The following is a 22,346-nucleotide window of genomic DNA, read 5'->3' on the forward strand; positions in this document are numbered from 1 at the left end:
CCTGCCCTGTGGTGCCCCGTCAGACGATATCCGGTGTCAGGTAGATGAGTGTGGGACCATCGGCCTCGAAGGCGGCGCGCACGGCCTCCTGCATCTCGGCAAGGGAGGCGGGCGCGGCTGAGGACGCCCCGAACGCCTCGGCCAGCTTGCAGAAATCGGGATTGCGGGCGATGACCGCGTTGGGGGCAATCTGCGCTGCCTGCATGCTGTCCTCGATCTCTTTCAGCTTGCCATTGTCCCAGATGATGATCGGCAGTTTCAAGCCAAGTTCAACCGCCACGCCAAGTTCCTGCATCGTATAGTGGAAGCCGTAGTCACCCGCGATCACAATCGTGGGTTTGCCGGCGCGGGCGATGGCGCCGCCGATCCCGGCGGGCAGCGCATAGCCCAGCGTGCCGAACCCGGTCGGGTGATGCCAGTGATGCGGATAATGCATGTCCCAGACCTCTTTGGCGAGATAGGCCAACTGGGTCATATCGGAATAAATCATCGCATCCTGCGGCACCGCCGCGCGCAATGCGTCGATCACCGGCAAGAGACCGGGGCGTTCCGCATCCGCCTCGGCGCGCCAGCGGGCGCGCATTTTGGCCACCTCGTCAGCCGACCAGCCGGTGGCGGGTTTGGCCCCTTCGGTGGCCGCCCAGAGCGCCTTGGCAAAGCTTGTTGCATCGGCCTGCAGCTTGACCAGCGCGCGCTGCGGGTCCGACAGCACCTGCGGGTCCAGATCCACGCGCACCAATGTGGCGCTATGACCCAGTTGGTCGCGCCAGAGGTCCACCTCGGCCAGTTCCGTGCCCACCGCGATCACCAGATCGGCGCTGCCGATCACCTCGGCGCTGCCGGGCCGCGCCAGCGTTGCGCCGAAATCGAGCGGATAGCCCGCGCCGACCAGTCCGCGCCCGGCATAGGAGGTGAAGGTGGCAGCGCCCAGCTGCGTCACGATCTGCCGCCACAGGTTCGAGCGCGCGCCGCCGCCCAGAATGAACAGCGGGCGCCGGGCCAGATTCAGCAGGGACAGCACCGGCGCAATATCCGGGTCCTGTGCCTTGAGGCGCAACGCGGGCTGGTTGGGAAACGGGGCCGGTTCCGCCGGTGTTTCCAGCTGCGCAATAGGCACCTGAATGTGCTTGGGCCGGGGCCGCGCCAGTTCGAACTCTTCAAAAGCGCGTTCGATCAGGCCGTAAGCCGCCTCTGCCGAGCCCGCATTTTCGGACCAGTCGCAGACGGTTGCGGCAGCGGCCCGCTGGTCGCGCATCTGGTGCAGCTGCCCCTTGCGCGACGCGGTTTCCTCCAGACAGGACGAGATCGCCAGAACCGGCACCGAATCCGAATAGGCCTGCCCCAGCGGCGTCATTGTATTGGTCAGCCCCGGGCCGGTGATCACATAAGCCACACCCGGCTTGCCCGAGGCCCGCGCATAGCCATCCGCCATGAACCCCGCCCCCTGTTCGTGACGGGCAAGAACGTGACGGATGCCTGCCTCTTCGATGCCGCGATACATTTCCTGATTATGCACCCCCGGTATCCCGAAGATCACGCCAACACCCCGGTCGCCAAGCATATGGGATATCTGCGCCCCAAGCGGTTTCTTCATCAGGCTCTCCAGAATTGCACGGTCAGGATCACGTAGACGGCCATCAATTCGAGCCGACCGATCAGCATGCCGATGGTCAGCATCCATTTTGCGGTGTCGTTAAGGTTCGCGAAATTGCCCGCCGGGCCGATCTGGTCACCCAGGCCCGGCCCGATATTGGCAAGCGCTGCAGCGGCCCCTGAGACGGAAGTGGTGAAATCCAGCCCGGTCAGGCCCAGCCCCCAGGACAGGATGCCCATGGTGACGATGAAAAAGACGAAAAAGCTCATCACCGAGCCCAACACATCCTGGCTCACCGCGCGCCCGCCATAGCGCGGGATGAATACACCGCTGGGTTGGCGAATGCGCTGAAGCTGGGCACGAATCGAGGCGAACAGCAACTGATAGCGGAAGATCTTGATCGAGCAGGCAGTTGATCCGGCGCATCCGCCGATCAGTCCGATGAAGAACAGCATGGTGACCGGAAAGCCGCCCCAGGCCATGTAATCTGTGCTGGCATATCCGGTCCCGGTCATCAGCGACACCGTGTTGAACAGCGTTTTGCGGATGGCCCCCTCGCCAGCCGTAGGGGTCTGCAACAGGTTCCAGAGCGTCAACACCGCCACCAGCACCATCGCGGTTCCGATAAAGGCCCGCACCTGGCTGTCGCGATAAAGCGGCTCGGCGGTGCCCGCGATCATCTGCACATAGCGCACGAAAGGCAGCGCCGCGAGAACCATGAACAGAACGGCCACATACTCGGTCGCAGGCGGGAAAGCCCCAAACGAGGCGTCGTAATTGGCGAACCCTCCGGTCGCCACCGTTGTCATGGCATGCACCGACGCATCGAACGCATCCATCCCCGAGGCCGCATAGGCCAGCGCGCAGGCCATGGTCAGCGAGATATAAACGACAGAGATTCTGGACGAGATTTCGGTTGCGCGGGGCAGAATTTTACCAAAGGTGTCAAACCCTTCCGAGCGGAAGATCTGCATCCCGCCGACCCGCAGCTCGGGCAGAAACACCATCGCGACAACAATGATACCGATGCCGCCCAGCCATTGCAGCAAGCCTCGCCACAACAGCAACCCGCGTGGCAATTCGTCGAGCCCCGAGATCACGGTCGACCCGGTGGTGGTCAGGCCCGACATCGATTCGAACAGCGCATCGACAAAGCGCAGCTCGGTCTCGCCGAACATGAACGGGATCGCGCCAAAGATCGGCAGCGCCACCCAGACGCCGGTGGTCAGAAGAAAGGTCTGCTGGATGGTCAGGCCTTCGCGCACGCCATTGGCGCAGCTCATGGCCATCAGAACGCCCACCAGCGTGGTGATCAGGGCGCTTTGAAGAAAGACATGCCATTCGCCCCGCCCTTCGGCGAAATCCGACATCATCGGCAACAGCATGGTCAGGCCAAGAATGGCGACCAGCAGGCCGATCACATATCCGACGGGGCGAAGGTCCAACATGACGCGCAGCGTTGTCGCGCCATGGGTTCGCTGTCAAGCGCTGGCGCGGGGTCAGCTCTTGGGATTGGCCTTGGCAGCGGGCATTGCCGGCGGGGTGGACGGCGTCCGCTTGGTGGCGCGAGCCGGTTCGGACTTGGGCTTGGCCGTGTCCGCAGCCGGTTTTGCCACAGCTTTGGCCGGGGCCGGTTTGGCGGGGGCCGGTTTGGCAGCAGGCTTGGCCGGGGCTGCCTTGGCGGCGGGTGCTGCAGCCTTGGGCGCCGGTTTCGCGGCTTCGGCTTTGACCGGAGCGGCTTTGGCCTTGGCAGCAGGCGCGGGTTTGGCGGGAGCCGGTTTGGCGGCAGGCGCTGCGGCTTTGGGCGCGGGTTTCACGGCATCGGCCTTGACCGGAGCGGCCTTGGCGGCAGGCGCGGGCTTGGCCGGGGCCGGTTTGGCGACAGGCGCTGCGGCTTTGGGTGCGGGTTTCACGGCTTCGGCCTTGACCGGAGCGGCCTTGGCAGCAGGCGCGGGTTTGGCCGGGGCCGGTTTGGCGACAGGTGCTTCGGCTTTGGGCGCGGGTTTTACCGCTTCGGCCTTGGCCGGTGCTGCTTTGGCCTTGGCGGCAGGCGCAGGCTTGGCAGGTGCAACCGGTGCTTTCGGTGCCGCTTTGGCAGCAGGTGCCGGGGCGGGTTCCGCCGCTGCAAACTGCATGGCGCTTATCTGGCAGAACGGCGACTGAAACGCCGATCTGCTCACAAGCTCGACGATCTTGAGCTGATTCGCGATCAACTGGCCTGCCACGCGGATGGCGGCCATCTGAATGTCCAACGGTGTCTTGATGAAGCTCATTTTGTGCTCCCCTGTGTGTAAAATTCGGGAAAAAGTGAAGACATAGAGGAGGTTGCAATGGCCTTGCAAAGGCCACCGGCCTGATTGCCCGGCGTTGAATTCATGACTCGCATTGCCGTCCTCTGCCTGTATCGGCCTGCCCGGCGAACATCATGCTCAACGGCGCAAAACCTGATCTGACCCCGAGTATATCGACAAAACCGAGCAGACGCAGCAAAAAATGCTGCGCCGCAGCGTCACGTGTGGGCGGGCGATCGGCAAACTGTGTCTGGCAGAGCGCTATCCAGCGTGTATCAACGTGCTGAACAGGCGCGGTTCGAGACTGTCGGAGGCAAAGGTGTCGCCATCGGTCAGGACCGAAACCGCATCATGGCTGTGCAGGCTTTCCTGATGGCTTGCCACCACCCGGAAATTGCCAATGCGGTGGTCGGCGCGCAATTCGGCGCAGAACAGCCGCACCGCGTCTTCGACGAAGATCGGGTTCGCCGCGTTCAGCTCGGCGAAAGCCTGCTCATCCTCGCGCTTGACCATCACCTGCGTCTCTGTGGGCACCGCCTCGCGGCAGAGCGCGATCAGGTCTTCGAACCACAGGCAACTGGCATCAGGATCCAGCACGACCGAGACCCGCGCCACCGAGCGTTGCGAATGCGGCGTCGCCATCTGGCCGCGCATTACGCGGGCATGTTCGGACAGTTCCAGCGAGCAGGGGCAGGTCGACGAATAGACATAGTCCAGATGCATGATCTTCTTGCGTGCGCCCGCGACCTCGATCAGTTCGAGCGCGAAATCGTAATACTGATACCCCTCCAGCCCCGAGCGCAGGCTTTGTACCTTCACCGGGTAGGAAAACCGCATCTGGATGCGGGCATCGAAACTGTCCAGATCGGTCTTGTAGTCGTCCAGCGCGGCCTCGATGGTTTCAAAGCTGAAGCTGCGCTCGGCATGCTTGTAGAAGGACCGCATGATCCGGGACATGTTGATGCCTTTCTTTTCGGCATCCAGGCTCACCGTGCCGGTCACCGAAGTTTCCAGCGTCAGGTCGGACCCGCCTTTGGAGTGGAACCGGACCGGCAGGCGGAAATTCGAGATTCCCACATGCTGGATAAGCTGCCTGGCCCCCCGGATCAGACTGGACGGCCCGTTCTGCAAATCCGGCAGTGTGGCGCGATAGGCGTCGCCCGCTTTGAAATCTGCCGGGTAATCCCGCGACAGTGCCGGATAGTTGAGGCCGGTCTGGCCAGGGATGAGCCGTGCAACCGCCGGGTCCAGCGCCGCAATCTCGGCATCGGTGGCCCCTGTCGCCCAGGCCCGCAACACCTCAAGCGCCGCTTCTGCGGCCTTGCGGTTCGGCGCCTCGTCCAGATCGCGCGGTTGGAAATTCATGGGTCCGTCCCCTGTCTTTCGCCTGTGGCTTGAGATGGTTTGCACCGTCAGCAGGCCCTAATCTAGCTGGTATACGGGTTCGATAGCAAACCGGATCGCAGAAAATCGCCACAATTCGACGCTTTGCGCTCTGACAGCGCATTGGGCGGGTCTGGCAGGCCCCCTTGCGGGGCACCTGCCCTGCCCGCTCAGGCCTGCGCTGCGGCCAGCGCAGCCAGCAGGTCGGCGATCAAATCATCCGTATCCTCAAGCCCGACCGACAGACGCACCAGGCCCGGTGTTATGCCCAGCGCGCTGCGCTGCTCTTCCGACAGCCGCTGATGGGTCGTGGTGGCCGGGTGCGTTGCGATGGATTTGGCATCACCCAGATTGTTCGAGATCACCGGGATGGTCATCGCGTTGAGAAACGCAAACGCCGCGTCCTTGCCGCCACGGATGTCCAGCGACAGCACGGTGCCGCCCTTGCCGCCCAGCTGTGTCTGGATCAGCGCATTCTGGGCATGAGCCTTGAGCCCCGGATAAAGCAGCCGGTCCAGCGCCGGATTGCCATCGAGCGCCTCGGCGATCTTCTGAGCGCTGTCGGTCTGTGCATTCACCCGCAGAGCCATGGTCTCAAGCCCCTTGAGCATGACCCAGGCGTTGAACGGGCTCAGTGCACCGCCGGTATGTTTCAGGTAGGGCTCGACGGTGCCGCGAATAAAGTCGCGTGTGCCCAGGATGATGCCGCCCAGCGCGCGGCCCTGCCCGTCAATGTGCTTGGTCGCCGAATAGACCACCACATCGGCACCCTGCGCGATCGCCCGCGAATAGACCGGGGTCGAGAACACGTTATCGACCACCACGGTCGCACCCACCGCATGGGCCAGTTCTGAAACCGCTTCGATATCAATGACTTCCAGCGTGGGGTTCGACATGGATTCAAAGAATACCGCCTTGGTGTCAGGCCGCAGCGCCGCCCTCCACTGGTCCAGATCGGTGCCGTCCACAAAGGTGACCTCGACGCCATAGCGGGACAGGATGTTCTCCAGAATATAAAGGCACGAGCCAAACAGCGCGCGCGCCGACACCACATGGTCACCGGCCTTGAGCATCGCGGTTAGCGCGCCGTTCACCGCCGCCATGCCGCTGGCGGTGGCAAAGCCGTCTTCGGCCCCCTCCAGCGCCGCGATCCGTTCTTCGAACATGCGCACGGTGGGGTTGCCGTAGCGGGCATAGATGAACTCGTCATCGCCAGCCTGAATGAACCGGGCCTCGGCCTGTTCGGCATTGTCATAGACAAAACCCTGGGTCAGGAAAATCGACTCGCTCACTTCGTTATATTGGCTGCGGCGGATACCGCCATGAACGGCCTGGGTACGCTTGTTCCAGCTCTTGCTCATCTTGTCCTCTTCCGCGCCGGTCCTGCGGCGCCAATAAAAAACCCCCAAACGCGGTCAAGCGAAAGGGGGGCTTCCATCCTGACCTTTTAGCGGTGTTGTTTAGCGTGGCCCGCAATCCGGTAACAAATCGCCACGTCGTCTGAGCGTTGGCTTTACGCCGCACCTGGCAGAGCGTCAACCCCGCAACACGGATCGTCACAGCTTTGCAATCATTTATTCATCTTCGTTTCATATGCTTCGAGCAGAAGGCAGCCACAACATCTTGTGTGAGGCGACGCATGCCATTGATCAGGATAAATGCCCAAGGCGACCGGCCCGCACTGCATGGCAGCCCGCAGGCCCTGTCAAATGTGCTGGCACGGGCGCAAACCGGGGCGGGTCCGGCGATCGTGATGACCCATGGCTGCAAATACCAACCCGGTAACGCCCGACATTGCCCGCATGACAACATATTTGCCCTGCCCCGTCCCGGAACACTCCGACGCGCCTGCCAATGGCCCAAAAACCTGGGCTTTGGACAGGGCAACGCGGATGAGGGGCTGGCGATCGCCTTTGGCTGGGACGGGCGCGGCGGGCTGTGGCAGGCGCGGCGGCGGGCGGTCGAGGCCGGGCGCGCGCTGGCAGAGGTTGTCACGCATCTGTGCCGGATCGCCCCGGACAGGCCGGTGCATTTCATCGGTCACTCGATGGGTATCGAACTCGTGCTTGAGGCGCTGCATCATCTGCCACCGGGCGCGCTGTCGCGGATCATCTCGCTGACCGGTGCCGCCTATCGCTGCCGGGCACTGGCGGCGCTGGACACGCCCGCGGGACAGGCGGCGGCCTTCATCAATGTCACCAGCCGCGAAAACGATCTGTTCGATTCCCTGTTCGAACGGCTGATCACGCCGCCCGAGCGTGGCGACCGCGCACTGGGTTTCGGGCTGGACGCGCGCAACGCGGTCACGCTGCAACTGGATTGCCGCCACACGCTGAAACATATCTCGCGCTTTGCCGGGCCGGTGGGCGGGCCGGAACATCGCATCTGCCACTGGTCCAGCTACCGGCGCCCGGGTGCCCTGGGTTTCTACAACGCCCTGCTGCGCGCGCCCGAGGGGTTTGACCTGTCGCTGTTGCGCATGGGTCTGCCACCGGCGGTCGCACCGCGCTGGTCCCGGCTGCTGAGCCTGCCATTGCCGCAACTATCCTTGCCGTTCCTCCAGAAAGCGTCATGATCCCCGATTGACGGCGGAGGATGACGGATGCGGCCCATTGATTTCTATTACTGGCCCACTCCGAACGGGTGGAAAGTATCAATCGCGCTTGAGGAGATGGGGCTGGATTATGCGCTCCACCTTGTCGACATCGGCAAGGGCGATCAGTTCAAGCCGGAATTCCTTGCGATCGCGCCCAATAACCGGATGCCCGCGATCACCGATCCGACCGGACCGGAAGGCAAACCGGTGTCGATCTTTGAAAGCGGCGCGATCCTGACCTATCTGGCCCGCAAGACCGGGCGATTTTTCGGAGAAACCGAACGCGACCGGATCGCGGTCGAACAATGGTTGATGTGGCAGATGGGCGGGGTCGGACCGATGGCGGGTCAGGCGCATCATTTCCTGAAATACGCCCCGCTAATGGAGCCGCCGCAAGACCTGCCCTATGCCAAGGATCGCTACCGCACCGAGGTCGGCCGGCTTTATTCTGTGCTGGACCGGCAATTGGCCGAAACCGAATTTGTGGCCGGTGATTTCTATTCCATCGCCGACATGGCGATCTGGCCCTGGGCCAGCCTGTGGGAAGGTCAGCAACAGGTCCTGCATGACAAACCCCACTTTGCGCGCTGGCTTGAGACAGTCGGCAACCGGGCTGCGGTACAGGCAGGCCAGTCCCTGAGGATCGAACTGCGCGGCGGGCACCAGGGCAAAGACGCGCAATCGGTGCTGTTCAAACGCTAAGGCCTGTCACCACATGCGCCCCTTGGCATATTCCGCATATCCCGCGTCATAGGCCTCTCCGTCAAAGCTCTGGTCTTCTTCCTTGACGAACTGCCCGGCGGTCGGAAGCAGATGCCCTTCGTGTTCGCGGGTCCAAAGACCTGAGCGCATCAGGGCTTTCGCGCATTGGAAATACACCTCGCCCAGTGTGATGACGGTCACGGTTCTGGGGCGTTTGCCGGATTTCTCGAAACCGGCCAGAATCGCCGCATCCGCAGTCAGCACGGCGGTGCCGTTGATCCGCACCACGTTGTTGCAGCCCGGCACCATGAACATCAGGCTGACCCGCCCGTCGCGCAGGATATTGCGCAGCGAATCGATGCGGTTGTTGCCCATCCAGTCAGGCAGCAGCAGGGTGCGGTCATCGGCGATCCGCACCACGGGGCCATCTTCGCCACGGGGGCTGGCATCTGTCCCTTCCGGCCCGACGCTGGACAGCACCACAAAACGTGCCTTGTCGATCCAGGCGCGGTAGAGCGGGGTCAACCGGGTCCGGACCTTGGTCAGCGATCGCGGTACCGCCGCCCCGTAGAGGGCCTCGAGCTCGTCGATATGGGTGAGAGTCTGCATCGGGCGCTCCGTCTGTTCCTGTGGGAATGGCTTGTCTCAATTGTCCAATGAGGTCAACGGCTCAGGGCTGTGCTGCAATGGCTGGCGCGGCGTGTTTCAGTGGCCATTCACTCGGCGATATCTTCGGCCCAAAGCGCGGGCTTTTCCGCGATGAACCGGTTCATCAGCGCAATACAATCGGGATCATCCGCGATCACCACCTCGACGCCATGCTGGCGCAGAAACCCCTCATTGCCGCCGAAATTCACCGCCTCGCCGATTACCACGCGCGGGATGGCGAACTGAACAATGGTGCCCGCGCACATCATGCAGGGCGACAGCGAGGTATAGAGCGTGGTGTCGCGATAAGTTTTCTGACGCCCTGCCTTGCGCAACGCATCCATCTCGCCATGCGCGATGGGGTCGCCACGCTGCACCCGCTGGTTGCGCCCGCGCGCCAGTTCTTCACCGCCGCGCGCCAGCACCGATCCGATCGGGCAGCCGCCCTCGTCGAACCCGGCCTGTGCCTCGTCATAAGCGATGCGCAGGAAGCGTCGATCCTCTTCGGTCATCATCTGAATAGCTCCTGCCTGTTCAAAGCCGACGCTGCCGATCAATGGCGCCACAGTCAAGCGCCACCAGCCGACCCAGCCCCAGCGCGCTGGGCCCTTTGCTCCGGCGGCCTGATATGAGAACAAACATGGAAAATCGGCAAAGAAACCGCACCGATGCGCCACCGGATCGCAATTGAGGCTGGAAACGTGGCACCGGCTTGTCTAAGGACTCTGCCGAAACACCGCCGCAGGAGGGGAACGTCCATGGCCAAGATCACCTATATCGAGCACAACGGGACCGAACATGTCGTCGAGGTCGCCAACGGGCTGACCGTAATGGAAGGCGCGCGCGACAACAACATTCCCGGCATCGAAGCCGATTGCGGCGGTGCCTGTGCCTGCTCCACCTGCCATGTCTATGTCGATCCGGCCTGGGTCGAGAAAGTGCCTGCCAAGGACGACATGGAAGAGGACATGCTGGATTTCGCCTTTGAACCCGACCCTGCCCGCTCGCGCCTGACCTGCCAGATCAAGGTCACCGACGCGCTGGACGGGCTGGTGGTGCAGATGCCCGAAAAACAGATCTGATGCCGAACAAAGTGCCGCGACGACCGCTCCGCCCGTGGCGCGGATGGGTCCGCGGCGCGCTGACAGGTCTGAGCCTGTGGCTGGCCGTTCCCATTGGGCAGGGTCACGCCCAGAATATCACCCATTGGTCGCCGCCAGCCGTCATCATCGAAGCGCGCTTTGCGGAACCCAACGCGGCATATGCCCACGGCGTGCTGGGCGATGCGATGGAGTGGTCTGCCCTCCACCTCACCCACGCGGGTCGCGATGGAAGGTCGGCGACCGTCAAGATTCGACTACCATCGGACCATGTATTCGAAGATCTCGCACCGCGCCTGGTTGATCTGTCGCTTGACGGTCATCCCGATGCGGTGATGGTCGTGGAAACCGATATCGCTCTCGGCGCGGCGCTGGCGCTTTATGGCGCAGGTGGCAAGATCGCCGAAACGCCGCATATCGGCATTCCGTTCCGCTGGCTCGCACCCGTCGGCGCGGCTGATCTGGATGGTGACGGTCATATCGAGATCGCCTATATTGATCGCCCCCACCTCGCCAAGACCCTGCGCATCTGGCGGTTCAAAGGCGGCGACCTTACCGAGATCGCCACCATCCCGGGTCTGACCAATCACCGCATCGGCGAGGATTTCATTTCCGGCGGATTGCGCGATTGCGGCACCGGCCCCGAATTGATCATGGCCAGCGGCGACTGGTCCCGGGTCATGGCGGTGTCCCACACCAAGACTTGGATCAAAACCGACATTGGCCCCTTTCACGGCCCCGACAGTCTCACCTCTGCCCTGGCCTGCTGATCCGCGTTTTCATCTGGCCAGATTTATCCTGGGGTGAATTGGCCGCAGGCCAAGAGGGGCAAAGCCCCTGCCAAAACCAATAGAGACGGGCACAGCCCGGCACTTGGATCAAAATCGCCTCATAGCGCCCGCCAGCCGATATCTCGGCGGAAATAGCCGTCCTGCCAGTCGACCCGATCCACCATCTCGTAAGCCCGCTCGCGCGCTGCGCGCAGGCTGTCGCCCCGTGCGGTGACGTTAAGAACCCGCCCCCCCGACGCCAGCACCGCCCCGCCCTGGGATTTTGTCCCGGCATGGAACACGATGTTGCTGCTGTCCTCGGGCAGATCGTCCAGCCCGCCGATCTCGGTGCCTTTGCTGTAGTCGCCCGGATAGCCCTGCGCTGCCATCACCACCGTCATCGCGTGGTCATCGGCCCAGTTCACCTGCGCCGCGCTCAGACGGCCCTCGGCGGCGGCGTGCATCAGGTCCATCGCCTGCGCGCCCAGCCGCATCATCAGCACCTGACATTCCGGATCGCCGAACCGCACGTTGTATTCCACCAGCCGCGGCTGGCCGTTTTCGATCATCAACCCAACATAGAGCACGCCCTGAAACGGCATGCCACGCTTGGCCATCTCGGCCATTGTGGGCCGGACAATCTGATCCATCGCCCGCGCCTCGACCTCGGCGCTCAGCACCGGAGCCGGAGAGTATGCGCCCATGCCGCCGGTATTGGGTCCGGTATCGCCCTCGCCGATGCGCTTATGGTCCTGGGCGGTGCCGATCGACAGGATATCGCGGCCATCGCAAAGCACAAAAAGCGAGGCCTCTTCGCCTGTCATAAACTCCTCGATCACCACCTCGGCCCCGGCGCTGCCAAAGGCACCGCCCAGCATGTCGTCCACTGCCTCAAGTGCGGCCTCGACATCCATCGCCACGATCACACCCTTGCCCGCCGCCAGACCATCGGCCTTGACCACGATCGGCGCGCCCTGCGCGCGGATATAGGCCTTGGCCGGTTCGGCCTCGGTGAAGCGCGCGTAAGCGGCCGTAGGCGCATTGGCGGCATCGCAGATCTCTTTGGTGAAACTTTTCGAGGCTTCCAGCCGCGCCGCCGCCGCCGAAGGGCCAAAGACCAATACACCCGCCTCGCGCAAGCGGTCCGCCACCCCGGCGGCCAAGGGCGCTTCGGGGCCGACGATCACGAACTCCACCGCGTTCTCTTCGCAGAACCGCGCCACTGCGCCACCATCCATGATGTCGAGATCGGCGCATTCCGCGATCTGCGCGATCCCGGCATTGCCCGGCGCCACGATCAGCTTGTCGCATTTGGGGTTCTGCATCACCGCCCAGGCCAGGCTGTGTTCGCGCCCGCCGCCACCGAGGATGAGGATATTCATGAAATGCGCTCCGATCTGCTTGGCCCTGCTGTCGCGGCGTTCTAAGCTGGCCCGAGCAGTGACACAAGACCAACAGGCGCGCGCAATGTCCGACCTTCTCGACGATCCCACCCCCGGCCAGAACATGCCCGAATTCACCGTCTCGGAAATCTCGGGCGAGGTGAAGCGTACACTTGAAGGCACCTTCGGGCGCATCCGCGTGCGCGGCGAGGTGGGGCGGGTGTTCAAGGCGCGGTCCGGGCACCTCTATTATGACGTGAAGGACGACCGGAGCGTGCTGGCCTGCACCACCTGGAAAGGCCAGATCGCCGGGCTGTCGGTGGTGCCCGAGGAAGGGCTGGAAGTGGTGGTCACCGGCCGCCTCACCGCTTTTGGCGCGCAATCGAAATACAACATGAATGTGGACGAGGTCGCCGTCGCGGGACAAGGCGCGCTGATGGCGCTGCTGGAAAAGCGCAAGAAACAGCTTGAGAGTGAGGGGCTATTTGCGCCCGAGCGCAAGCGGACCCTGCCCTATCTGCCACAGATCATCGGCGTTGTGACCTCGCCCTCGGGCGCGGTGATCCGCGACATCCTGCACCGGCTGCGCGACCGGTTTCCGTGCAAGGTGCTGATCTGGCCCGTTGCGGTGCAGGGCAACGCCTGCGCCCCGGAAGTAACCCGCGCCATCGAAGGTTTCAACGCGCTTACCCCCGGCGGCGCGCTGCCCCGGCCCGATCTGATCATCGTGGCACGTGGTGGCGGGTCCATCGAGGATCTCTGGGGGTTCAACGAGGAAAGCGTGGCGCGCGCGGCAGCGGGTTCGGAGATTCCGCTGATTTCGGCCGTCGGGCATGAGACCGACACCACCCTGATCGATTATGTCTCGGATCAGCGCGCGCCGACCCCCACCGCCGCTGCCGAATTGGCCGTCCCTGTGCGACTGGACCTGCTGGCCTGGACCGGAGAACAAGGCGCACGCCTGAGTCGGGCCGCAAGTGACGCGGTGCAGCGCCGGGCGCAGCGGCTGGCTGATCTGGCCCGCGCCCTGCCGCGCCCCGACACGTTGCTGGATGGCCCGCGTCAACGGCTGGACCAGAGCGCCGAGCGCCTGCCCAACGCGTTGATCCGCGGCGTGCAAAACCGGCGGGTGAAGCTCCTGGACATGTCCGCCCATCTGCGCCCCGCCACCCTGCGCGGCATCGTCGAGACCCGCCGGGACCGCTGGACCAACCTGTCCTCACGCCTGAGCACACGGCCGATCCAGCGCGAGCTCACGGCCCGCAGCGATCAGTTGCAGCGGTTGACCGAGCGGCTGAACGCGGCACAAGCTCTGCGTATCGACCGGCTGCGGCAACAGCTCGACGCGACTGACAGGCTGCGTGAGACGCTCAGCTACAAGGCTACGCTGGAGCGCGGCTATGCCGTCGTGCGGGCCGAAGGCACGGTCGTCACCCGCAAGGCGCAGGCCGAGAAACATGGCGCGCTTCAGATCGAGTTTGCGGATGGCGAACTGACGACCGGGGACAATGCGGCGCGACCTGCGGTCAAGAAATCCAAATCGGGGCCACCGTCACAGGGTTCGCTGTTCTAGACCCCCACATCCGGCCCGTAACACAGCATCTCTTCGCCGATATCCTCGGCCTCATAGAGCTCGGTGGCCTGCGGGTCATTCTCGAACCGGGCGATCAGGCCCTGCGTGCCCTGACTGAAGCTCCAGCATTGCGGGTCCAGCCGGTCCTCGTAGAGGAAACAGATCTGGCCGTCCTCGCGTTCATACCAGAGGCCATGCTTGCAATCGCCGTCCAGAAACGACCAGATCACCCGGCGGTCGGGCAAATAGCGCTCCACCCCATAGGCCTGCCCACCCTGCCCGTAAAACAGCGTCTTGCCCAAGGTATAGCGGTCGAACTCTTCCGCCGACATGTCGGATTGCGCCAGAACGGGCAGACCAACACAGCAGGCGAGAATCAGGACAAGACGCAACATGGCCCGATCTTTGCAGATCAGGACAAGGCCCGCCACTCACAGGACACAGAAGCGGAGTTTTGCGCGGCTTCCCGTTCGGTCTCGCGCGCGTGACCCTTTGCAACCCGGCGCGATCCGCATTAGGTGAAGAAAAACCAATGCGAGGACCCGGCCGGATGGCGTTATTCTCAAAGCTCAAGGACCGCCTGTTCAAATCTTCCTCGAAGCTGGAAGAGGGGCTGGACGCGATCGTCGAGGATGGCGGCGAGGTTGACACCACACCCGCCGCACCCTCCCCCGCGCCCGAACCGGTGCCTCAGGCCACCACTCCAGAAGCCCCCGCGCCCACCAAGGCCCCACCGCCGCCGGAGCCCACGCCAGAACCGCCCGAACCCGCCAAGGGCCTGTTGGGCCGTCTGTTCAAGAAGGCCGACGACACCCCGATCATTCGCCGCACCCTGGACGATGACATGCTGGAGCAGCTCGAAGAGCTGCTGATCGCCTCGGACATGGGCGTCGATACCGCGCTGCGGGTGACCGCCAACATGGCCGAGGGACGGTTCGGCAAGAAGCTCTCGACCGAAGAAATCAAACAATTGCTGGCGCAGGAAGTCGCCCGCGTGATGGAGCCGGTCGCCCGCCCGATGCCAATCTATCCCAAGCGCCCGCAAGTGGTGCTGGTGGTGGGGGTGAACGGCTCGGGCAAGACCACCACGATCGGCAAGCTGGCCAGCCAGTTCCGCGCCGCCGGCAAGAAGGTGGTGATCGCGGCAGGCGACACGTTCCGTGCCGCCGCCGTCGAACAGTTGCAGGTCTGGGGCGACCGCGCAGGAGTGCCGGTGCTGACCGCGCCCGAGGGCTCGGACCCCGCCAGCCTTGCCTTTGACGCGATGACCCGTGCACAGGAAGATGGGGCCGATCTACTGATGATCGACACTGCCGGACGGCTGCAGAATCGCGCCGACCTGATGGAGGAGCTGGCCAAGATCGTCCGCGTCATCCGCAAGAAGGACGAAAGCGCGCCGCATAACACGCTGCTGGTGCTGGATGCCACAACCGGCCAGAACGCGCTGCGGCAGGTGGAAACATTCAGGGCGATCTCTGATGTCTCGGGGCTGGTCATGACCAAACTGGACGGCACCGCCAAGGGCGGCGTGCTGGTGGCGCTGGCCGACAAGTTCGGCCTGCCGATCCATGCCATCGGCGTGGGCGAACAGATCGACGATCTCGCGCCGTTTGATCCCGAAGACTTCGCCGCCGCCCTGACCGGCCTCAAAACCTGATCCGCCCTTCATCGGGCCAAGAATATCCTCGGGGGTCCAAGGGTGGGAAACCCCCAGCCTCTCACTCCAGCACAAAGATCTGACATTTGAGCGACTGGCTGATCTCTCTCGAAGGCACCGAAGCGGGCCATCAATTGGCGCTGGGGCTGGCGCTGATGGCTGCCTTCCTGCATGCGGTGTTTGGCGCGCTGCAAAAGGGTCGCCATGATCCCTGGTTGTCGCGGGGGGCAATCGATGCCTCTTATATGCTGATGGCCGCCCCTTTCGCGCTTTTCGTGGTGCCCTGGCCCGAGGCTCATATGTGGCCGATCTTCGCCACCGTCTGGGTCATCCATATGGGCTACAAGCTGCTGCAGGCGCAGGCCTATACCAAGGGCGCCTATACGGTCGTCTACCCGGTGGTGCGCGGCACCGGGCCGCTCTTTACGGTGATCGGGGCCTATCTGCTGTTCGGCGAGGTCTTTACGCCCGTCCAATGGCTCGGGGTGGGGGTTCTGTTGATGGGTATCTTCGGCCTGGCCATCTACAATCTGCGCCACCTCGAGGCCAATCGCGAGACGCTGCCAACCGCTCTGGCGCTGGCCTTTGCCACCGGCCTTTTCGTGGCGCTTTATACCACCTATGACGCTTATGGCATCCGGGCCACCGCTGATCCGTTCACATTTCTGGCCTGGTTCTTCATGATCGACGGGATCGGGATGCCAATCATCGCCTGGCTGCGCTGGCGCAACATGGCCGATCCGCCCACGCCCGGCCCGCTGATGCTGCGCGGATTCGCAGGCGGGATCGCGGCGTTTTTATCCTTTGGGTCGATCATGCTGGCCACACGGCTCGACAAGGTGGGCGAGGCGGCGGTGCTGCGCGAGACATCCACCGTCTTTGCCGCGCTGATCGGCTGGCTGGTGCTGAAAGAAACGGTCGGACCGCGCCGCATCGCATTGATGAGCTTGATCGCGCTGGGAGCCGTGATAGTTGAGATGGGCGGATAACAGAGCAAGGCGCGACATGACGCAGACCAAAGACATCAACCCGATTCTGAAACAGGTGCTGGAACTGGGCCCGACCCTGGCCTTTTTCTTTATCTACCTGCGCATCAAGGATGACGTCTTTGTCATTGGGAACACGGAATATTCCGGCTTTATCGTCTCTGCGCTGATCTTTGTGCCGATCCTGCTGGTGGCGATGGCCATCCTGTGGATGCTCACCGGCAAGCTGAGCCGGTTGCAGATCTTTACCGCCTTCATCGTGATCTTTTTCGGCGGGCTGACCGCCTATTTCAACGACAAGCGATTCTTCATGATGAAGACCACGCTTGTCTACGGCACATTCTGCGTGTTGCTGGGTATCGGGCTGCTGCGCGGCAAATCCTATCTGGCCTATATCCTGAACGACATGCTGCCGATGGAGCAGGAAGGCTGGATGATCCTGACCCGCCGCCTCTGCGGCTGTTTCGCGGTTCTGGCGGCGGCCAATGAATATGTCTGGCGCACCATGTCGGAAGAGGCCTGGGTCAAGATCGAAACCTTCGGCTTTCCACTGGCGCTGATGGCTTTTTTGATGATGCAATTCAGCCTGCTGCAGCGTTTCCTGATCGAACCCGACGCCGATGGCGCCGGCAAATCCGAAGACTGACTGTTTCTGTCGCTTAGCACAGTTGAGTTTTGCGCGATTGCCCCTTAGACCGGTGGGCAAGGGAGGATCTGCGCATGGTTTCACTACCCGAAGCGGGTTTTCTGGCTCAGGCATCCGATCGCCTCAAACTCATGCTCGAAGAAGAAGCGATCGAAGCGCGGCTGGGCACTGGCGACGTGCTGTTTCAGCATGGCGATACCGGCGATGCGCTTTATGTCATTCTGCAAGGCATGATGGAGGTTTCGATCCTGTCGCAGAACGGCCGCAAGCTGTCGATGGATCTGATGGGGCCTGGATCGGTTTTTGGCGAGATTGCGCTGTTTGATCCGGGGGAACGCACCGCAACGATTACCGCAACGCAACCCTGCCGCGTGCTCAAGGTGCAGAATGCCGACGTGATGCGACAGGTGCGACGCAACCCGGAACTGGCGGTCGACCTGACGCGGCTGGCCGGGCAGAGGATGCGCTGGATCAACATGCAATTGCACGAACAGGTCTTCCTGACCGTTCCAACCCGGCTGGCGCGCAAGTTGCTGCATCTGGCGCAACTCCAAAGCGAGGACAACTGCTCAGTCAGCCTCAGCCAGAGCGAGCTGGCCGAATATGTCGGTGCCACCCGCGAGGCGGTGTCAAAGACCATCTCGGTCTGGAAAAAACAAGGCATCATCGAAGCGACACGGGGCGGGCTGGAAATCCTCGATACCGACACGATGGAAGAACTGGCCGATCCCGAGCAGATCTGAATTTCGCGAGAAAATGCAATAATATAAGCGGGTGTGTAAAAGTTCACAGACCCCGGCACGGTTGCCGTGTGACTCTATAGGCGGTTACTCGGCGGACCGGATACGATCCCAGTCGCTCGGCCCGTCCGGGTGCCAAACCCAAGAGCCATGCGCCCCCGCGCATGGCTCGCCTTTTTTTGCCCGGGGCGATCCGGCCACCCCGCCTCTCGCGCAACAAAAAACGGCCGGGCAATGCCGGCCGTTTCAGAGATATTTCAAATGGCTCAGCCTTCGAGGTTCAGCGCGACAAAACGCGGCTCACCGTTGCGGCGCACCAGCAGCAGCAGCGATTTGCGCCCCGCCTCCTTGGCCTCTTCGATACGGGCATCCAGATCGGCAAGCGAGGTGACCTTCTGCTGGCCCGCCTCGGTGATCACGTCACCGGCACGCAGGCCCTTTTCGAAGGCTTCCGAGCTTTCGTCGACATTTGTCACTGCAAGACCGGTCTCGTCTTCGCCCAGCCCCAGTTCCTCACGCAGAGCGTCGTTGAGCACCTGAAGCGTCAGGCCCAGCACGTCCTTCTCGCTGACGCCAGGCGCGCCGTCCTCGGTGGTTTCCTCTTCGGTTTCCTCGCGCTCGGCATCCTCGCGCCGGCCCAGCGTCACCAGAACCGTCTGGGTGCCGCCCTCGCGGAAGACAACGACGCGCACTGCCTTGCCGACGGTGGTTTCGCCGACCTGCCGCACCAGACCGCGCGTGTCATCCACGTCGACCCCGTCAAAGCTGAGGATCACGTCACCGGCCAGCAGCCCGGCCTCTTTGGCCGGTCCCTCCGGCACATCGGTGATCAGCGCGCCCTTGGCCTCGTCCAGCCCCATCGCCTCGGCCACGTCATCGGTCACGTCCTGAATACGCACGCCCAGCCAGCCGCGGCGGGTCTCTCCGAACTCGCGCAGTTGGTCGACCACCTTGGTGACCACGTTTGAGGCCATCGAGAACCCGATGCCGATCGAGCCGCCATTGGGGCTGAGGATCGCAGTGTTCACGCCGACCACCTCGCCATCCATGTTGAAGAGCGGGCCGCCCGAGTTGCCCCGGTTGATCGCCGCATCGGTCTGGATATAGTCGTCATAGCTGCCGCTCAGCGCGCGGTTGCGGGCCGAAACGATCCCGGCAGACACCGAGAACCCCTGCCCCAGCGGGTTGCCCATGGCAATCACCCAATCGCCCACCTTGGCGGTGTCGCTATTGCCGAATTTGACGAATTTCAGCGGGATGTCCGCCTCGACCTTGAGCAGCGCAATGTCGGTCTTGGGGTCGGTGCCCACCACGGTCGCTGTCAGTTCTTCGGGCTGGCCGTCACCAGGGAAGAACTCGATCACGATCTCGTCGGCGCCTTCGATCACGTGGTTGTTGGTGACGATATAGCCATCCTCGGAAATCACGAAGCCCGAGCCCAGCGCCGAGGACCGACGTGGCCGGGGCACACCGTTTTCGCCGTCATTGTTACGATCCTGAAATTCGCGAAAGAAATCCTCGAAGGGCGAGCCTTCGGGCACGATGCCCTGCGGGCCGGTGCGCCCTTCGACCAGCGTCGAGGTGGTGATATTGACCACCGAAGGGCTGATCCGCTGGGCCAACGGCGCCAGGCTTTCGGGCCGCGCCTGCGCAATCAGCGTCTGCGCCAGCACAAACAGCACGCTCAGCAGCGCCAGCCACATCAGGCGGGTCCTTTTGATCGTGCTGTTCTGTCTGAGTGAAACGGTACGGGCCTCGGCCTTCACGGGCGCTCTCCTTGTCCTCACGCGTTTTCCCCCTCCGGTCGTGGAACCGGTGGCTTGGGCAGTAATGTAGTCAGTTTGTGACCGCCCGCAATGTATGATCGCGCGGTTTTCATCCGATGCGACGAGATCAGCCGAAACCCAGCTGATAGGCACTCCAGACCAGGATCAATCCCAGCACCATCGACAGGATGCCCACCTGTCGCCGCGCTGCATCCGGCAGCGTGCGCAGCATTTCCAACATCCGCTCGACCAGCGAGGGGGCCAATGCATAGACCAGCCCCTCGACAATCAGCACCAGCCCGAAAGCCATCAGGATCATGGTCATTCGCATACCTCATCCACAAGAGAGTGCCGCATTGTGCCGGTGATGCGTAGCGCGGCGCAATCCAAAATGAAAAGGGCCAACCCGTGGGTCGGCCCTTTGAGATTTGGTTTTGGCTGTCAGATCACTGTCCAGCGCCGTTGGGCGATTTCAGGTAGTTGAAGAAATCCGAATCCGGGCTGAGCACCATCGAGCTGTTGCCGCCCTGGATCGCCCGGCCATAGGCCGTGAGCGAGCGGTAGAACTCGAAGAACTCCGGGTCCGCGCCATAGGCTTCGGCAAAGATCATGTTGCGTTCGGCATCGGCCTCACCGCGGATGATCTCTGCCTCGCGCTTGGCGTCCGAGACCAGTTCGACCACGGTCCGGTCGGCCTGCGCGCGCACGCGCTGCGCGGCCTCGTTACCACGGGCGCGTTCGTCGGTCGCTTCCCGTTCCCGTTCGGCGCGCATCCGGTCGAAGGTGGCCTCGAGGTTCTGGGTCGGCAGGTCGGTGGCCTTCAGGCGCACGTCGATCACCTCGACGCCCAGCGCGCGGGCCTGAGCGATAGCTGCATTCCGGATGCGCAGCATCAGCGCAGCCCGGTCCGAGCTCAGGATATCCTTTGAGCTGACAGAGCCCAGCACTTCGCGCGTTTCGGCCCGCAGAATGCTGTCCAGACGATCCTCGGCCGTCCTGATGCCACCAACGCCAACCGCTTGCCGGAACTGTTCGACATCGGTGATCCGGTAGCGCGAGAAGGCATCCACAACCAGTCGCCGGTCATCGAGCGGTGTCACCTCAAGAGGCTGCACGTCGATCGACAGGATACGGTCATCATAGCGCACAACTTCTTGAATCAGCGGGATTTTGAACGCCAGACCCGGTTCTTCCTTGACCGCGACTACGCGACCAAATTGCAGAACCAATGCCCGTTCACGTTCATCCACAATGAACATCGACGACAGGCCGATAACTGCTGCGATCACCAGAATCGGTATGAGAAACGTTGTTTTACGCATCAGTTCGCCTCCTGCTGGGTCTGATTGCGACGCAGCTCGTTGAGCGGCAGATAGGGCACAACCCCCTGCCCGCCGCCAGTACTCGAATCATCAAGGATGATCTTGTCGACGTCTCCCAACACCTGCTCCATTCGTTCCAGATAGAGACGCTTGCGCGTCACTTCAGGCGCTTTGGCGTATTCCTTAAGAACCGCGCTGAAGCGGCTGGCTTCACCCTGGGCTTCATTGATCTGTTGGGCACGATACCCTTCGGATTCTTCCAGAAGCTGCGCGGCTTCACCGCGCGCTTCGGCCAGAACCCGGTTGGCATAGGCGTCGGCCACATTCTGCAGCCGGTCCCGTTCCTGCGCAGCGGCCTGAACATCACGGAAAGCGTCGATCACCGAAGGCGGCGGGTCGGCCTTGTCAAAGTTCACGCGGATGATGTTGACGCCACTGCCATAGCTGTCGAGCGTCAGTTGGATCAGGTCCTTCAGCCGTTCGGCGATGACACCGCGATCCCGGTTCAGGATCGGTGCCAGATCGGATTGCGCGATAATCTCGCGCATCGCCGATTCCGAGACCGCCTGAATCGTCTGACGCGGGTCGCGCAGGTTGAACAGGTATTGCGCCGGATCGTTGATGTTCCAGACCACCTGATAGTCGATATCGACCACGTTTTCGTCACCGGTCAGCATCAGGCCATCATTGCCACCACGGGCACCGCCCATGGGCTCGTTCCGTTCGCTGGTGACCGGGATCACCTCGGCGGTGACAAAGGGCCAGGGCGCGAAGTTCAGGCCGGGATTGCCGATGCCCGAAAACTCGCCCAGAAACAGTTCCACCGACTGTTCTTCCGGCTTCACGGTGTAGAAACTGGCGAAAAGCCAAACGCCGATTGCCGCCAGAATACCAAGACCGATCGTGCCTTTCGAAAACGCCGGTCCACCGGTTCCGCCCGAGCCACCGCCGCGGCGATTGTCGCCGCGACCGCCCATCAGGACGCGCAGCTGCTCCTGGCCCTTCTTCATCAACTCGTCGATCTCGGGGATCTGCGGGCCATCGCCTTCGGGCGGCTTTTGCCCGCCGCCATTGTTGCCCCGGTTTCCTCCGCCACCGGAAGAGCCTCCGCCCCCCCAGGGGCCACCGCTGTTGCCCGCCATGTGTGTTCAATCCTCGTCTGTTGTGCCGCGTTGCTGCGGCGTCAGTCT

General features: G+C 63.0%; 22 protein-coding genes and 1 riboswitch. Of the genes, 9 read left to right on the forward strand and 13 right to left on the reverse strand.

The window, feature by feature from the left end:
• Positions 1-19: 19 nt before the first annotated feature.
• From M3P21_RS12685 to metZ, 5 genes are all read right to left on the reverse strand, one after another.
• Positions 20-1,594, reverse strand: coding sequence for a 5-guanidino-2-oxopentanoate decarboxylase (locus M3P21_RS12685; protein WP_249710408.1), 1,575 nt, complete (start codon positions 1,592-1,594; stop codon positions 20-22).
• Positions 1,594-3,042, reverse strand: coding sequence for a TrkH family potassium uptake protein (locus M3P21_RS12690; protein WP_249710409.1), 1,449 nt, complete (start codon positions 3,040-3,042; stop codon positions 1,594-1,596). The genes M3P21_RS12685 and M3P21_RS12690 overlap by 1 nt, the downstream gene beginning before the upstream one ends.
• 51 nt (positions 3,043-3,093) lie before the next feature.
• On the reverse strand, positions 3,094-3,867 hold the full coding sequence (locus M3P21_RS12695) for a hypothetical protein (protein WP_249710410.1): 774 nt from the start codon (positions 3,865-3,867) through the stop codon (positions 3,094-3,096).
• Positions 3,868-4,146: 279 nt separating this feature from the next.
• On the reverse strand, positions 4,147-5,250 hold the full coding sequence (folE2, locus tag M3P21_RS12700) for a GTP cyclohydrolase FolE2 (RefSeq protein ID WP_249710411.1): 1,104 nt from the start codon (positions 5,248-5,250) through the stop codon (positions 4,147-4,149).
• 188 nt (positions 5,251-5,438) lie between these two features.
• Positions 5,439-6,629 carry an O-succinylhomoserine sulfhydrylase gene (gene metZ, locus M3P21_RS12705; protein WP_249710412.1) on the reverse strand — a complete coding sequence of 397 codons (1,191 nt, stop codon included), beginning with the start codon at positions 6,627-6,629 and terminating at the stop codon, positions 5,439-5,441.
• A gap of 66 nt (positions 6,630-6,695) precedes the next feature.
• Positions 6,696-6,773, reverse strand: a riboswitch (SAM riboswitch).
• A 134-nt stretch (positions 6,774-6,907) separates the two neighbouring features.
• On the opposite strand from metZ, the gene M3P21_RS12710 reads away from it, so the two are divergent.
• Both M3P21_RS12710 and M3P21_RS12715 read left to right on the forward strand, forming a co-directional pair.
• Entirely contained in the window at positions 6,908-7,843 is a 936-nt protein-coding gene (locus tag M3P21_RS12710; protein WP_249710413.1) for an alpha/beta hydrolase, read from the forward strand.
• A 27-nt stretch (positions 7,844-7,870) separates the two neighbouring features.
• On the forward strand, positions 7,871-8,566 hold the full coding sequence (locus M3P21_RS12715; RefSeq protein WP_249710414.1) for a glutathione S-transferase N-terminal domain-containing protein: 696 nt from the start codon (positions 7,871-7,873) through the stop codon (positions 8,564-8,566).
• A gap of 6 nt (positions 8,567-8,572) precedes the next feature.
• Here the strand turns inward: M3P21_RS12715 and M3P21_RS12720 are convergent, their stop codons facing one another.
• The gene (locus M3P21_RS12720) at positions 8,573-9,175 is read right to left on the reverse strand and encodes a pyridoxamine 5'-phosphate oxidase family protein (protein ID WP_249710415.1); all 603 of its coding nucleotides are present in this window, start codon (positions 9,173-9,175) and stop codon (positions 8,573-8,575) included.
• 107 nt (positions 9,176-9,282) lie between these two features.
• On the reverse strand, positions 9,283-9,729 hold the full coding sequence (locus M3P21_RS12725) for a nucleoside deaminase (RefSeq protein WP_249710416.1): 447 nt from the start codon (positions 9,727-9,729) through the stop codon (positions 9,283-9,285).
• A 243-nt stretch (positions 9,730-9,972) separates the two neighbouring features.
• Between M3P21_RS12725 and M3P21_RS12730 the strand changes: the two genes are divergently transcribed.
• Both M3P21_RS12730 and M3P21_RS12735 read left to right on the forward strand, forming a co-directional pair.
• Entirely contained in the window at positions 9,973-10,296 is a 324-nt protein-coding gene (locus tag M3P21_RS12730; protein WP_249710418.1) for a 2Fe-2S iron-sulfur cluster-binding protein, read from the forward strand.
• Positions 10,296-11,084, forward strand: coding sequence for an FG-GAP repeat domain-containing protein (locus tag M3P21_RS12735; protein WP_249710419.1), 789 nt, complete (start codon positions 10,296-10,298; stop codon positions 11,082-11,084). The genes M3P21_RS12730 and M3P21_RS12735 overlap by 1 nt, the downstream gene beginning before the upstream one ends.
• Positions 11,085-11,203: 119 nt before the next feature.
• Here M3P21_RS12735 and purD read toward each other — a convergent pair whose 3' ends face one another.
• Positions 11,204-12,466 carry a phosphoribosylamine--glycine ligase gene (gene purD, locus M3P21_RS12740; RefSeq protein WP_249710420.1) on the reverse strand — a complete coding sequence of 421 codons (1,263 nt, stop codon included), beginning with the start codon at positions 12,464-12,466 and terminating at the stop codon, positions 11,204-11,206.
• 85 nt (positions 12,467-12,551) lie between these two features.
• Between purD and xseA the strand changes: the two genes are divergently transcribed.
• Positions 12,552-14,039 (forward strand): exodeoxyribonuclease VII large subunit, encoded by a 1,488-nt coding sequence (gene xseA, locus M3P21_RS12745; protein ID WP_249710421.1) that lies wholly within the window; start codon positions 12,552-12,554, stop codon positions 14,037-14,039.
• Here xseA and M3P21_RS12750 read toward each other — a convergent pair.
• Entirely contained in the window at positions 14,036-14,434 is a 399-nt protein-coding gene (locus M3P21_RS12750) for a hypothetical protein (protein WP_249710422.1), read from the reverse strand. The genes xseA and M3P21_RS12750 overlap by 4 nt on opposite strands.
• Positions 14,435-14,589: 155 nt before the next feature.
• Here M3P21_RS12750 and ftsY point away from each other — a divergent pair, with 155 nt between their 5' ends.
• From ftsY to M3P21_RS12770, 4 genes are all read left to right on the forward strand, one after another.
• Complete coding sequence (ftsY, locus tag M3P21_RS12755) at positions 14,590-15,696, forward strand: signal recognition particle-docking protein FtsY (RefSeq protein ID WP_249710423.1); 1,107 nt, start codon at positions 14,590-14,592, stop codon at positions 15,694-15,696.
• 86 nt (positions 15,697-15,782) lie between these two features.
• Positions 15,783-16,685: an EamA family transporter gene (locus M3P21_RS12760; RefSeq protein WP_249710424.1), complete on the forward strand. Its 903-nt coding sequence runs from the start codon at positions 15,783-15,785 to the stop codon at positions 16,683-16,685.
• A 16-nt stretch (positions 16,686-16,701) separates the two neighbouring features.
• On the forward strand, positions 16,702-17,328 hold the full coding sequence (locus M3P21_RS12765) for an inner membrane-spanning protein YciB (RefSeq protein WP_249710425.1): 627 nt from the start codon (positions 16,702-16,704) through the stop codon (positions 17,326-17,328).
• A gap of 74 nt (positions 17,329-17,402) precedes the next feature.
• On the forward strand, positions 17,403-18,071 hold the full coding sequence (locus M3P21_RS12770) for a Crp/Fnr family transcriptional regulator (RefSeq protein WP_249710427.1): 669 nt from the start codon (positions 17,403-17,405) through the stop codon (positions 18,069-18,071).
• A 263-nt stretch (positions 18,072-18,334) separates the two neighbouring features.
• Here M3P21_RS12770 and M3P21_RS12775 read toward each other — a convergent pair whose 3' ends face one another.
• The 4 genes from M3P21_RS12775 to hflK form a co-directional block, all read right to left on the reverse strand.
• Positions 18,335-19,771 (reverse strand): Do family serine endopeptidase, encoded by a 1,437-nt coding sequence (locus tag M3P21_RS12775; RefSeq protein ID WP_249710515.1) that lies wholly within the window; start codon positions 19,769-19,771, stop codon positions 18,335-18,337.
• A 190-nt stretch (positions 19,772-19,961) separates the two neighbouring features.
• Complete coding sequence (locus tag M3P21_RS12780) at positions 19,962-20,159, reverse strand: DUF2065 domain-containing protein (RefSeq protein ID WP_249710429.1); 198 nt, start codon at positions 20,157-20,159, stop codon at positions 19,962-19,964.
• Between the two features lie 121 nt (positions 20,160-20,280).
• A complete protein-coding gene (hflC, locus tag M3P21_RS12785; RefSeq protein WP_249710430.1) occupies positions 20,281-21,156 on the reverse strand; it encodes a protease modulator HflC in 876 nt (291 codons plus the stop codon).
• The gene (gene hflK / locus M3P21_RS12790; RefSeq protein WP_249710431.1) at positions 21,156-22,298 is read right to left on the reverse strand and encodes an FtsH protease activity modulator HflK; all 1,143 of its coding nucleotides are present in this window, start codon (positions 22,296-22,298) and stop codon (positions 21,156-21,158) included. Before hflK ends, hflC begins: the two co-directional genes overlap by 1 nt.
• Positions 22,299-22,346 lie beyond the last annotated feature (48 nt).

The organism is Ruegeria spongiae (assembly GCF_023502395.1).
In the GTDB taxonomy this organism is placed as follows: Bacteria; Pseudomonadota; Alphaproteobacteria; order Rhodobacterales; family Rhodobacteraceae; genus Ruegeria_C; species Ruegeria_C spongiae.

Excerpts from the sequence above, each read along its gene's own strand:
- hflC (WP_249710430.1), bottom strand. The coding sequence starts at position 21,156 with ATGCGTAAAACAACGTTTCTCATACCGATTCTGGTGATCGCAGCAGTT.
- M3P21_RS12780 (WP_249710429.1), bottom strand. The coding sequence starts at position 20,159 with ATGACCATGATCCTGATGGCTTTCGGGCTGGTGCTGATTGTCGAGGGG.
- M3P21_RS12715 (WP_249710414.1), top strand. The coding sequence starts at position 7,871 with ATGCGGCCCATTGATTTCTATTACTGGCCCACTCCGAACGGGTGGAAA.
- M3P21_RS12690 (WP_249710409.1), bottom strand. The coding sequence starts at position 3,042 with ATGTTGGACCTTCGCCCCGTCGGATATGTGATCGGCCTGCTGGTCGCC.
- M3P21_RS12720 (WP_249710415.1), bottom strand. The coding sequence starts at position 9,175 with ATGCAGACTCTCACCCATATCGACGAGCTCGAGGCCCTCTACGGGGCG.
- M3P21_RS12725 (WP_249710416.1), bottom strand. The coding sequence starts at position 9,729 with ATGATGACCGAAGAGGATCGACGCTTCCTGCGCATCGCTTATGACGAG.
- xseA (WP_249710421.1), top strand. The coding sequence starts at position 12,552 with ATGTCCGACCTTCTCGACGATCCCACCCCCGGCCAGAACATGCCCGAA.
- M3P21_RS12695 (WP_249710410.1), bottom strand. The coding sequence starts at position 3,867 with ATGAGCTTCATCAAGACACCGTTGGACATTCAGATGGCCGCCATCCGC.
- M3P21_RS12710 (WP_249710413.1), top strand. The coding sequence starts at position 6,908 with ATGCCATTGATCAGGATAAATGCCCAAGGCGACCGGCCCGCACTGCAT.
- folE2 (WP_249710411.1), bottom strand. The coding sequence starts at position 5,250 with ATGAATTTCCAACCGCGCGATCTGGACGAGGCGCCGAACCGCAAGGCC.
- M3P21_RS12735 (WP_249710419.1), top strand. The coding sequence starts at position 10,296 with ATGCCGAACAAAGTGCCGCGACGACCGCTCCGCCCGTGGCGCGGATGG.
- M3P21_RS12770 (WP_249710427.1), top strand. The coding sequence starts at position 17,403 with ATGGTTTCACTACCCGAAGCGGGTTTTCTGGCTCAGGCATCCGATCGC.
- hflK (WP_249710431.1), bottom strand. The coding sequence starts at position 22,298 with ATGGCGGGCAACAGCGGTGGCCCCTGGGGGGGCGGAGGCTCTTCCGGT.
- M3P21_RS12685 (WP_249710408.1), bottom strand. The coding sequence starts at position 1,594 with ATGAAGAAACCGCTTGGGGCGCAGATATCCCATATGCTTGGCGACCGG.
- M3P21_RS12750 (WP_249710422.1), bottom strand. The coding sequence starts at position 14,434 with ATGTTGCGTCTTGTCCTGATTCTCGCCTGCTGTGTTGGTCTGCCCGTT.
- ftsY (WP_249710423.1), top strand. The coding sequence starts at position 14,590 with ATGGCGTTATTCTCAAAGCTCAAGGACCGCCTGTTCAAATCTTCCTCG.
- M3P21_RS12775 (WP_249710515.1), bottom strand. The coding sequence starts at position 19,771 with ATGTGGCTGGCGCTGCTGAGCGTGCTGTTTGTGCTGGCGCAGACGCTG.
- M3P21_RS12765 (WP_249710425.1), top strand. The coding sequence starts at position 16,702 with ATGACGCAGACCAAAGACATCAACCCGATTCTGAAACAGGTGCTGGAA.
- metZ (WP_249710412.1), bottom strand. The coding sequence starts at position 6,629 with ATGAGCAAGAGCTGGAACAAGCGTACCCAGGCCGTTCATGGCGGTATC.
- M3P21_RS12730 (WP_249710418.1), top strand. The coding sequence starts at position 9,973 with ATGGCCAAGATCACCTATATCGAGCACAACGGGACCGAACATGTCGTC.
- purD (WP_249710420.1), bottom strand. The coding sequence starts at position 12,466 with ATGAATATCCTCATCCTCGGTGGCGGCGGGCGCGAACACAGCCTGGCC.